The 11,342-nt window shown below is 53.1% G+C and carries 13 protein-coding genes; 10 read left to right on the top strand and 3 right to left on the bottom strand.

The annotated features are described in order from the left end of the window. From ACOTX7_RS20500 to ACOTX7_RS20475, 6 genes are all read left to right on the top strand, one after another. Positions 1-220: fimbrial protein (locus tag ACOTX7_RS20500; RefSeq protein ID WP_421626149.1), on the top strand; the 220-nt coding region annotated here is incomplete at its 5' end. Positions 221-276: 56 nt separating this feature from the next. Further along, the gene (locus tag ACOTX7_RS20495; protein WP_221255862.1) at positions 277-954 is read left to right on the top strand and encodes a fimbrial biogenesis chaperone; all 678 of its coding nucleotides are present in this window, start codon (positions 277-279) and stop codon (positions 952-954) included. Positions 955-981: 27 nt separating this feature from the next. Beyond that, a complete protein-coding gene (locus ACOTX7_RS20490) occupies positions 982-3,525 on the top strand; it encodes a fimbria/pilus outer membrane usher protein (protein ID WP_221255863.1) in 2,544 nt (847 codons plus the stop codon). A gap of 1 nt (position 3,526) precedes the next feature. Continuing rightward, on the top strand, positions 3,527-4,474 hold the full coding sequence (locus ACOTX7_RS20485; protein WP_221813672.1) for a fimbrial protein: 948 nt from the start codon (positions 3,527-3,529) through the stop codon (positions 4,472-4,474). Positions 4,475-4,485: 11 nt separating this feature from the next. Continuing rightward, complete coding sequence (locus tag ACOTX7_RS20480; RefSeq protein ID WP_006809045.1) at positions 4,486-4,998, top strand: fimbrial protein; 513 nt, start codon at positions 4,486-4,488, stop codon at positions 4,996-4,998. A gap of 41 nt (positions 4,999-5,039) precedes the next feature. Then, on the top strand, positions 5,040-5,699 hold the full coding sequence (locus ACOTX7_RS20475; RefSeq protein ID WP_006809044.1) for a helix-turn-helix transcriptional regulator: 660 nt from the start codon (positions 5,040-5,042) through the stop codon (positions 5,697-5,699). A 97-nt stretch (positions 5,700-5,796) separates the two neighbouring features. Here the strand turns inward: ACOTX7_RS20475 and ACOTX7_RS20470 are convergent, their stop codons facing one another. From ACOTX7_RS20470 to ycgZ, 3 genes are read right to left on the bottom strand one after another with little or no spacing between them, the layout of a single operon-like run. After that, positions 5,797-6,075 (bottom strand): biofilm/acid-resistance regulator YmgB/AriR, encoded by a 279-nt coding sequence (locus tag ACOTX7_RS20470; protein ID WP_003857748.1) that lies wholly within the window; start codon positions 6,073-6,075, stop codon positions 5,797-5,799. Between the two features lie 29 nt (positions 6,076-6,104). Next, positions 6,105-6,425: a hypothetical protein gene (locus ACOTX7_RS20465; RefSeq protein WP_205921022.1), complete on the bottom strand. Its 321-nt coding sequence runs from the start codon at positions 6,423-6,425 to the stop codon at positions 6,105-6,107. Between the two features lie 4 nt (positions 6,426-6,429). Then, entirely contained in the window at positions 6,430-6,669 is a 240-nt protein-coding gene (gene ycgZ, locus ACOTX7_RS20460) for a regulatory protein YcgZ (RefSeq protein WP_017384632.1), read from the bottom strand. Positions 6,670-7,008: 339 nt separating this feature from the next. Here ycgZ and ACOTX7_RS20455 point away from each other — a divergent pair, with 339 nt between their 5' ends. From ACOTX7_RS20455 to sufB, 4 genes are all read left to right on the top strand, one after another. Further along, positions 7,009-8,229: a diguanylate phosphodiesterase gene (locus tag ACOTX7_RS20455; protein WP_221255866.1), complete on the top strand. Its 1,221-nt coding sequence runs from the start codon at positions 7,009-7,011 to the stop codon at positions 8,227-8,229. Positions 8,230-8,417: 188 nt separating this feature from the next. Continuing rightward, positions 8,418-9,146 carry a MerR family transcriptional regulator gene (locus ACOTX7_RS20450; protein WP_032673512.1) on the top strand — a complete coding sequence of 243 codons (729 nt, stop codon included), beginning with the start codon at positions 8,418-8,420 and terminating at the stop codon, positions 9,144-9,146. Positions 9,147-9,467: 321 nt separating this feature from the next. After that, a complete protein-coding gene (gene sufA / locus ACOTX7_RS20445; RefSeq protein WP_003857741.1) occupies positions 9,468-9,836 on the top strand; it encodes a Fe-S cluster assembly scaffold SufA in 369 nt (122 codons plus the stop codon). 8 nt (positions 9,837-9,844) lie between these two features. Beyond that, a complete protein-coding gene (sufB, locus tag ACOTX7_RS20440) occupies positions 9,845-11,335 on the top strand; it encodes a Fe-S cluster assembly protein SufB (RefSeq protein ID WP_006809039.1) in 1,491 nt (496 codons plus the stop codon). Positions 11,336-11,342: the final 7 nt, after the last annotated feature.

Here is an 11,342-nt window from a genome sequence, read left to right as displayed (position 1 = left end):
AAGCCCTTCCGTGGCAGGGGCGGCCACGGGGGTGGCGATTAACCTGATGACGGCAGATAAAGCCGATCTGCCGCTGCACGGCAGCAACAGCTATACCTATGCACTCAGCAGTACGGCTGATAATACGCTGAACTTCTACGCGCAGTATATCTCCACCGCGGCATCCGTGACCGCTGGCCCGGCTAACTCGGTCGCAAACTTCTCCGTGGTATACAACTAAGTCATTGCAGTAATCAGCAGGGGGCCGCCCGGCCCCTTGTTTTATGAGGTATTAAAATGCGTTTTATCATGACAACAGGCCTGGTTATGGCGCTGTTACCGCTGACGTTAACATCCGCCAGTGCAGGCGTGATTATTGGCGGCACCCGTATTATTTTTGATGGGGCTAAAAAAGAGGCGTCAATAAGTATTACCAATCCTGATAACGTTCCTTATTTAATCCAGTCGTGGATTGACGTTAAGGATGAGCAATCGGGTAAAGCGCCTTTTATTATTACGCCTCCGCTGTATCGTCTGGATGGCGGGCAAAAAAACCTTGAGCGTATAGTCATGACAGGTTCGCTGCCTCAGGGGCAGGAGAGTTTATTCTGGCTGAACATTAAAGCCATACCGTCAGCCTCGAAGCAGATGAACTCGCTGCAAATTGCCGTTAAAACGCGCATCAAACTTATTTATCGGCCAGAGAATCTGCGTGCGTCTACCCCCGAGGACCAGGCCAACAAATTAACCTGGCGTCGTGCCGGGAATACCCTTCAGGTAAATAACCCAACGCCGTACGTGATTAATTTCAATGAAATCACGTTGGGGGATAAAAAACTTAACGACGTCACCTACGTGATACCTTCAGGCTCCGCTAGCTTTCCGTTACCGAACGGGGCCAATGGCAATGCGCTGACGTTTAAAGTTATTAACGATTATGGTAGTCCCGGCGAATTACACCGGGCCAGTTTGTGATCTCCTTGCATTAACCAGGTGCTCGTCATGACAACGGCATTTAATACAATGCAGCCTGCGCCCCTGGCAATATTTATTGCCTTCGCGCTTGCTGGTGTCTCTCCCGCACTGTATGCCACTGAGACCTTTAATACAGAACTGGTAGAGCTGGATAACCCCGGAATGGGAAAAGCGGATTTATCTGCCTTTGAATCCGGCTCGCAGGCACCCGGGACATACCACGTTGATATTATTCTTGACGATCGGCTACTGGAAACACGTGATATTCGTTTCATGGCAGTGAAAGATGCTAACGGCGGGGAAACGTTGCAGCCGTGCCTGAGTATCGGGCAGTTAAACGCGTGGGGCGTGAAAACGGCGCTTTTCCCACAGCTCGCCGCTGAGCAAGGTGAATGTGCAGATCTCAAGGCGATTCCACAGGCCAGCGCAGACTTCCAGTTTGGCGCCCAGCGTCTGGCGATCAGCATTCCACAGGCGGCCATTGACCTGCCAGCCAGAGGTTACGTTCCGCCGGATATGTGGGATGAAGGCATCACCGCGGCCATGCTCAACTACAGCCTTAGCGGCGCGAACAGCCGGGCGAGAAGCGGGGCGGGCTCCCGCAGCGACAGCCAGTATGCAAACCTGCGGCCGGGGATCAACGTCGGCCCCTGGCGGCTACGCAACTACACCACCTGGTCCCGCGATGCGTCCGGCCAGGATAAGTGGGACAACGTCTACACCTGGATGCAGCGCGCCATTATTCCCCTGCAAGCCCAGCTCACCCTCGGGGACAGTTCCGCGCCTGCCGATGTCTTTGACAGCATGCCGTTTCGCGGCGTCCAGCTGGCCTCCGACGACGATATGCTGCCGGATTCCCTGAAAGGGTATGCGCCGGTGGTCCGCGGTATTGCGCGTACTAATGCGCAGGTCGTGGTACGTCAGAATGGCTATCAAATCTACCAAAGCTATGTGGCGCCGGGCGCGTTTGAGATCGCGGATATGTACCCCACCGGCGGTGCGGGCGATCTGGATGTGACGATCGTCGAAGCCGATGGCAGCGAGCAACATTTTACCCTGCCGTACGCTTCGTTGCCGGTCCTGCAACGGGAGGGGCGCCTGAAATATGCCCTTACCGCCGGGCAGTATCGCGCCTATAACCGCAGCGTGGAGAAAACTCCTTTCGGGCAATTGACCGGAATTTACGGCTTCCGCCACGGCATCACGCTCTATGGCGGCGTCCAGGGGGCAGATAAATACCAGTCGGCGGCCCTGGGGATGGGCAAAAACATGGGCGATCTCGGGGCGATATCCGCTGACGTCACTCAGGGCTGGTCAACGCCGGAGCATGCCGCGAAAACAAGCGGTCAGTCGTGGCGGGCCAGATACAGCAAGAATTTTATCAATACCGGGACAAACTTTTCGATTGCCGGGTATCGCTACTCGACCCGCGGCTATTACGGGATGCAGGACGTGCTCGATTCGTACGGCGACAGCAGCGCGCTTCAGGACAGGCGGCGTAACCGTGCCGAGCTGACGATGAGCCAGACGCTGGGGGGCAACCTGGGTGCGCTCACCCTCAGTGCGGCGCGGGAAGATTACTGGAATGACGGTAAGTCGATGGCTTCGTGGAGCGTCGGCTATAGCAACTACTGGCACAACATCAGCTATGGCCTGACATGGACCTACAGCAAAAATGTCCGCTCGGGGTCAGAGACCCGCGACAGCCAAAAAAACGCAGACCACGACCAACTGCTGGCGCTCAACGTCAGCATTCCGCTGGATAAATTTTTGCCGCAGACATGGGCTAACTATGGCATGAACGCCAGCAGAAATAACGGGACGACGCATAACATCGGCCTGAACGGGGTGGCGCTTGAGAACCGTGCCCTGAACTGGAACGTGCAGCAGGGTTACGGCACAGAGGGTGTGGGCTATACCGGCAACGTTAACGCGGACTACAGAGGCACCTATGGCGAAGTCACGGCGGGATATGGCTATGACAAAAACAGTGAACGCCTGAATTATGGCCTGCAAGGCGGCATTCTCGCCCATGCTGATGGCATCACGCTCTCTCAGCCGCTGGGGGAGACCAACGTCTTAATCAAAGCGCCGGGCGCCCACGGCGTGGATATCCGCAATCAGCCCGGTGTACGGACAGATTTTCGCGGTTATACGGTCGTGAGCAACCTTTCTGTCTACCGCAAAAACGATCTCACCCTCGACCCGGAAAATATGCCGGACGATGTCGAGCTGGAGATCAACACCCGCACGGTAACGCCGACGCGGGGGGCGGTGGTGAGAGCCGATTATCTTCCGAAGTCAGGACGCCGGGTGCTGATGACCTTGACCGACAACGACCGCGCCGTTCCGTTTGGGGCGGTGGTCACCCTTGTGGGTGATGACAGCGGCAGTTTTATTGTCGGCGATCGCGGTCAGGTCTATTTAACCGGTATGCGCGAGCAGGGAACGTTAGTCGCGACATGGGGGAGTCAATCCAGCCAGCAATGCCGCGCTGATTTCACGCTGCCGAAACACTCAACGTTTGGTGGGATCGCTGATATGCGCGCTACCTGCCGTCAGGAACGCTAACATGAAATATCTTAACGCGATGTTGCTGCTCTGTTTGCTTGCGGCGGGAAGTATGGCGCGTGCCGGAACCTGCACCACCATCACCCCACAGCTTTCCACCCTGTCCGTGGGGACCATCAACGTGCAGCGCGATGCGCCTGTCGGTACGGTGGTATTTTCCGGCGCGGCGTCAGCCACAGGCTCTTATCTTACCGGATGCACTAATCCGCTGATGCTGGGATTCAGCATGCGCTACAACAGCGCCACGTTGAGCAGCTACGGCAACCATGTCTACAACACGAACGTCAGCGGGATAGGGATACGCTTTTCTTCCAACAACTATTTTGAAAACCCGAGTAATACGTTCTCGTACAACGCTCAGACCTCCTATGTGGACTGGTACGGCGGACGCATTGAGCTGGTGGTGACTGGCCCGGTGTCATCGGGGGCGTTAACCCCGGGGGTGATAGGCGTCGTGACGCTTCAGGGAAGCGACGGTCTCTACCGTGACGGTCTGACCACGCAGCTCTCCTCCGGCACCATCAATGCTCTGGCGTGCACGGTAAATACGGCACAGCTTACGTTTCCGATCGGAGATATTCCCGCCTCGGCGTTCGGCACCGTGGTGGGCAGCACGCCGACGGGGGCACAGAATACGCAAAACCTGGGCTTAACCTGCGCTGCCGGAACCAATATTTCGGTCTCGCTCAGTGGAATACAGAATCCGGACAGCGCCAATACCAGCGTGATGGCCTTAACCGGGCAGGGTAATGCCGGCACCGCAAAAGGGGTAGGGGTGCAGCTTATCTATAACGGTGCGCCGCTGGTGATGAACAGCCGACTTTTCTTGCGACAGTCCGCCGGGGGGCAAGAGACATTGCCATTAACGGCCCGTTATTACCAGACGTTGTCTCGCGTAGAGTCAGGTTCAGCGAATGCCTCCGCCACCCTTAATTTGACCTATCAGTAGCAGGTAAGAAGATGAAAATAAGATGCAGGATACTGCTGTTACTTGCCTTATTCAGCGGGAAGGGTTTTTCCGCTGACAGCGTCAGCATAGGAGTGACGGGAAATATCGTGGCGTCGCCGTGCATATTTAATGGCGGGAGTAATAGCCTCGATGTCAACCTGGGCAATATTCAGGCAACCAATATGGCGACGCCTGGCTCAACATCGGATCCGGTGCCTTTTAGTCTGCTGTTTACCCAATGCCCAACCGGAACGCAGAGTGTGACTGTCTCTTTCACCGGCAGCCCCGATCCCGTGGCGGGCGCGGACTATTTTATGAATAGCGGTTCGGCCACGCACGTGGCGATAGCCATGCGTGATGCCCAAACCGGTGCGCTTAAAGGAACAGGCTCCAGCATGACCCAGACCATTGCCGCGGACAGAACGGCGACAATGGCGATGCAGGCCTCGGTAAAATCGATAGCGGGTGGCGCCACGCCGGGAAGCATCAGTGCTGTTGTGGTAATGACAATGCAGTACAACTGATTACCGTTGATAAGCCTTTATTAAAGACGTTGGTGTGAACTATGTTAAATATTCTGATTCAGGAAACGGATCTGTTTTTTCAGGCTGGGTTACAGCACTTTTTCGAGGATTTTTTTAAGCATAACTTTCATCGCTCCATCACATTTCACCTGGGCCTGACCAATGAGAACGTCAGTCAGGCCGATATTATTGTTCTTTCATTATGTCAGGGTGAAACGCTGACCTGTTTTCCTGAATTACTGGCCCGGCAAAAAGGGATTGTGATAGGCCTCGTCGACGATGAGCAGCGCTTTTCGGCACTGTCCTCCTGCTATCAGGACATCGTTTTTATTCCGCGCCGTGCATCGCTTGATCGTATAAGCGGCTTATTGTTTATCGCGTGGTACGCGACGCAATTACCGGGTTACACGTGGAATAAAAAGACCTGTTTCGACTGCCAGCATAAAGGGTTATCCCGGCAACAAATGCGTATTATGGTCAATTTTTACCGTGGGCTGTCGGTAGTGCAGACCGCGAACGCGTTGAAGATGAGCGAAAAAACAGTCTTTACCCATAAATATATGATGATGCAGAAATTTAATCTGCGAAGCGATTACGAGCTGATCGTACTGCTGAGAAGGCTGATGGCGAAAAAGAGCCGACCGAACCTGCTACGCGATTACCTGGAAAATAATTATGCAGAACACATTCAGTGTGCATGACTGACAGGGTGTTATGGAAGAGAGGGCGTGTCATCGTCAGTCTGTTGAACACCATTGACGATGACACGCTATCCGCAGAGATGCGAAGAGAGAGGCGTTAAAGATCGTCCATGGTATAACCGACGACAATTTCCAGCGTCTTGCGGATCACGTCCGCCTTAACGACATCATCGGTGGATTCCAGCGTCTGGATGAGCCAGAGAATAATCGCTTTGTTGGTCAGATGACCTTCGGAAGCAAGTACGCAACGAACCGCAGTCGAAAAAATGGCAGACTCTTCAGCAAAACGATCGCCTGCGTGACGGAAATACTCCGACAACGCGCTATCTAAAAAGGCGGAGTGATATTCGGGTTGAAGCTGAATATTTTGTCTCATTTGTTCTCACCGTAGCTGTAAAGTTGTAGTCAATGTATCTTTTTGGGATCGGACGGTTTTCCATTTCCAAATAACGGCACTACATTGTCTCGGTTATTTTTGAGAAATCCCTTTCTCTGTATTCGTCCCTGTGCGGTTCTGCGACCTTTGAAAGCGATCGTGTCAGCGCTGATTTCAGCTATCACCTTCGCTAATGTCTCCCGCCGCTGGGGATCCGTTTCACAGGCTTGCATGTTACGCAGACGCTGAATCAATCCCTCGGTCGTCACAGGACCGCGCTCCTTCAAAAGTGAAAGAGTGGCTTCTCCAATAAGCTGGTCGATCAGTCTGTCTGCATCACTGCTGTTCATAACATTAACGTTCGAAGAGCAGGCCAAGCAGCATGTGATAATGATGTTCCTCTTCTGGGCCATTGGCCTTTTCAAGGCGACTTAACAGTTTTGTGCAGAGCGATTTGCGATTCAGATTCCGCCCATCGCTAAGGATTTCAACAACAACCTGACCCAATGTTTCCTGCTGGGTAGGAAGCGCGGCTTTTTCGAAGTACTGCGCAATCGCGGTTGCTGAGTCTGCGAGGTGACCGTTCTGCTGCATGTTTCGCTCCTGTAAAATTTCGTAATCAGTAACGTTACAATTAAGGTATACATAATTTTCAAATCTGTACATTCAAAATGTACAATTTTTTAAATATTTTATAATATATTTTAAAAATCATTTATTTTTCAAGTGGTTATATGTATACAATTTACTGCGGAATTCACAGGATATATTGTACAATCCGACACGACGTCCCAGAGTTGTACACGCCGCAAAACGGCGCCAGAAAGCCGTCTAAATTGTTGAGATGTAAATTATTTGTTGGGCAATTAATGTGCTATAACAGAAGTCTCCCCACGTGTTTGCGTGGTCACCCCCTCAATCTTCAGGATTAGCATGCTCACAACCATCATTTACCGCAGTCATATCTGCGATGACGTTCCAGTGAAAGCGCTGGAAGATATGGTCGCTGCTGCAAATTGTAGAAATCGCCAGTCCGATGTGACGGGGATTTTGCTGTTTAACGGCACACACTTTTTTCAGTTACTTGAAGGGCCCGCTGAAAACGTTAAGGAGATCTATCAGCTCATCTGCCGCGATCCACGGCATCACAACGTGGTCGAATTGCTGAGCGATCACGGTCCTTCAAGGCGTTTTGGCAACGTCGGTATGGAGCTGTTTGACCTTCGTCAGTTCGACACCGACGAAGTGCTGCAACAGGTTCTCGATAAAGGCACAACTCGCTATCAGCTGACCTATAACGATCGCGCCCTGCAATTTTTCCGCACCTTCGTCGAAGCCACGGAAAAAGCCAACTACTTTGAGCTGCCCCCGGCTGACGCCTGGGAATTTGTCACCGAAAACACGCCGTTATCCTCCCAGCCGACGGTCGTGGCAAAGGGGGCGGACTGTAGCTTTGCATTTCAACCCATCGTCGATCCGTTTATGCAGCAGGTCGTTTCCTGGGAAGCGCTGATCCGCACGCCTTCGGGTGAGTCCCCTGAAAAGTATTTTGCAAACCTGCCGCGTGAAGCGCTGTACGAATCGGATCTGAAGAGTAAGCAGGTGGCTCTGTCGATGGCCAGCGCGCTGGGCCTTCAGACCCAAACGTTGTCCATCAATCTGCTGCCGATGACGCTGGTCAATGTGCCTGGCGCCGTCGATTTTTTACTCACGGCAATTGAGGCGAACGGGTTTGTGCCGGAGCAGATTGTGGTCGAGTTTACCGAGAGCGAGGCGATCTCGCGCTTTGAAGAGTTCACCAGCGCGGTCAGACAGCTAAAAAGCGCCGGTATCAGCGTGGCCATCGATCACTTTGGTGCGGGATTCGCCGGTCTGCAACTGCTGGCCCAGTTCCAGCCGGACAGAATCAAGATTAACCGCGATTTGATTGCCAACGTACACAAGAGCGGTCCGCGGCAGGCTATCGTGCAGGCGATCATCAAATGCTGCGCATCTCTGGAAATTCTCTTCTGTGCGGTCGGTGTAGAGCTGGCAGAAGAGTGGATGTGGCTGGAATCTGCCGGGATTTCTCAGTTCCAGGGACACCTGTTCGCCAGCCCGCGTCTTGGGGGCATTCCGGCGATTGCCTGGCCCGAGAAAAAGTTCGATTTTTAAAAACTTGTACGTAACTCTAAAGAGTGACCTGTACGTATCGCTAAATTTATACAACAATACATTAACGAGTGAGTGGTTCTTCGGGCCATTCACTTGTCTCAGAACGAGGAGTTAGTTATACAAATGATTTGTACAATCTGATAAGGTTGGTTTGGTTAGGTATGGAAGTATTGTGCGTGAGGGAGTTAATGGCCTATTACAGTATCGGCGAAGTGGCCGAACGATGCGGTATCAACCCCGTTACGCTGCGTGCCTGGCAGCGCCGTTATGGATTGTTGAAGCCGCAGCGAAGCGAAGGTGGTCATCGTCAGTTTGACGACGAAGATATCCTGCGTATAGAAGAGATCAAGCGCCTGATGAAAACAGGTGTGTCGGTCGGTAAAGTAAAAGCGCTTCTTGAAAACACAGAAGTGATGACTCAGGGGAACTGGGCATCGTTTCAGGAAGAGATGTTAACCGTTCTGCGCTATGCCAACCCGGCAAAACTGCGCGCCAAAATCGGCGAGTTCCGCCGTGACCATGCGATGGATGTTCTGATAGATAACATCATCACCCCTGTGCGACAGCGAATGAACCAGGATCAGAATACGGTGCGCCATATGGCGAGCCTGCTCGACGGTGTCCTGATTGAGTTTGCCGTGACAAGCCTGGTTGAATCGCGAAAAAAAGCAGGTAAGGATGCGCTGCTGGTCGGCTGGGAGTGCGACGACCGTACGCATTTGTGGCTGGAAGCGGCCCGTCTTGCCTACAAGGGCTGGCATATCGACGTGCTGGCCGAGCCGATTGATTCTCCACGTCCGGAACTTTTCCCCGGGCAAAAAATCTTCGTCTGGACCGGTAAAGCACCTACACCTCGCCAGCAGGAACAGCTCGATCACTGGCGTGAGCAGGGCTTCGCCGTTTCGTTCCACCACTGATGTTAAGGGGTCCGTCAGGGCCTTTTTGTTTTTTCGCGTCCGCTTTCTTATCGGAAGATAGCTATCTTAAAAATAGGTATTTTCAATACAATTTTTCTTATTGCGCGACCCACTCAGTCATTTCTTATTAAATGCATTATTTATCAATGCATTGAACAAATTTAACCCTCCCATCCGCATCCCGTCACAGGGTCTATGCTTAATGAAAGTAGCCAAAAAGGGCGGTTTAGCCTAAAGCCCCTGCTCGCAGGGGGTTGAAGTGATAATCGTTATCACTAACATGGTGTTATGCCCTGGTGGCTTATCAGATGAGGTGGACCTATGGAACTGCATTCAGAAACCTTCAATCCGGCCGATTTTGCCTGGCGTGGCTTAACGCTGACGCCCGCGGCGGCGGCGCACATTCATGAGCTGGTGGCGAAAAATCCCGACATCCTCGGCGTACGCTTAGGCGTTAAGCAGACTGGCTGTGCGGGATTTGGCTACGTGCTGGACACCGTAACCGAACCTGAAAAGGACGATCTGGTCTTTGAAACCGACGGAGCAAAGTTATACGTCGCGCTACAGGCTATGCCGTTTATCGATGGAACCGAAGTCGACTATGTTCGGGAAGGTTTAAACCAGTTATTCAAATTTCATAACCCGAAAGCCCAGAACGAATGTGGCTGCGGCGAAAGCTTTGGGGTATAGGCGGTACTATGTCTCGTAATACTGAAGCAACAAGCGATGTAAACACCTGGGGCGGCGGACACCTCAACTATAAAGAGGGATTCTTCACGCAGCTGCAAACCGATGAGCTGGCGAAAGGCATTAACGAAGATGTCATTCGCGCCATTTCGGCCAAACGTAACGAGCCGGAGTGGATGCTGGCGTTTCGCCTGAGCGCATTCCACGCGTGGCTGGAGATGGAAGAACCCCACTGGCTGAAAGCGCATTACGATAAGCTGAACTATCAGGATTACAGCTACTACTCCGCGCCCTCCTGCGGCAGCTGTGATGATACCTGCGCCTCGCAGCCCGGCGCGGTACAGCAAACCGGTGCCGAGAACAGCTTCCTGAGTAAAGAGGTGGAAGAGGCGTTCAATCAGCTTGGCGTACCCGTGCGTGAAGGCAAAGAGGTGGCGGTAGACGCCATTTTTGACTCCGTTTCGGTGGCAACCACCTACCGTGAAAAGCTGGCGGAGCAGGGGATTATTTTCTGCTCCTTTGGCGAAGCCATTCACGATCACCCTGAGCTGGTGAAAAAGTACATCGGCACCGTTGTTCCCAGTAACGATAACTTCTTCGCGGCACTGAATGCGGCGGTGGCGTCAGATGGTACCTTTATCTACGTGCCGAAAGGGGTACGCTGCCCGATGGAGCTATCAACCTATTTCCGTATTAACGCAGAGAAAACCGGTCAGTTTGAACGGACCATCCTGGTGGCGGATGAAGGCAGCTACGTCAGCTATATCGAAGGCTGTTCAGCGCCGGTGCGCGACAGCTACCAGCTGCACGCGGCGGTAGTAGAGGTGATCATCCATAAAGACGCGGAAGTGAAATACTCCACGGTGCAGAACTGGTTCCCGGGGGACGGCAATACCGGCGGTATTTTGAACTTCGTCACCAAACGCGCGCTGTGCGAAGGCGAAAACAGCAAAATGTCCTGGACGCAGTCAGAAACCGGCTCCGCCATTACCTGGAAATACCCGAGCTGTATTCTGCGCGGCGACAACTCCATCGGTGAGTTTTACTCCGTGGCGCTGACCAGCGGACATCAGCAGGCCGATACCGGCACCAAGATGATCCACATCGGTAAAAACACTAAATCGACCATCATCTCCAAAGGGATCTCTGCCGGTCACAGCCAGAACAGCTATCGCGGGCTGGTGAAAATCATGCCGACGGCCACCAACGCGCGTAACTTCACCCAGTGTGACTCCATGCTGATTGGCGCGGACTGCGGGGCGCATACCTTCCCGTACGTCGAATGCCGCAATAACAGCGCCCAGCTTGAGCATGAGGCCACCACGTCGCGTATCGGTGAAGATCAGCTTTTCTACTGCCTGCAACGCGGGATCAGTGAAGAAGATGCGATTTCAATGATCGTTAACGGCTTCTGTAAGGACGTGTTCTCTGAACTGCCGCTGGAATTTGCCGTTGAAGCCCAGAAACTCCTCGCCATTAGTCTTGAACACAGCGTCGGTTAAGGAAAGC

Source organism: Enterobacter cloacae complex sp. IR5418 (assembly GCF_049238105.1).
GTDB classification, from domain to species: Bacteria; Pseudomonadota; Gammaproteobacteria; order Enterobacterales; family Enterobacteriaceae; genus Enterobacter; species Enterobacter hormaechei.
This window is presented reverse-complemented; position numbering and strand designations above follow the sequence as displayed.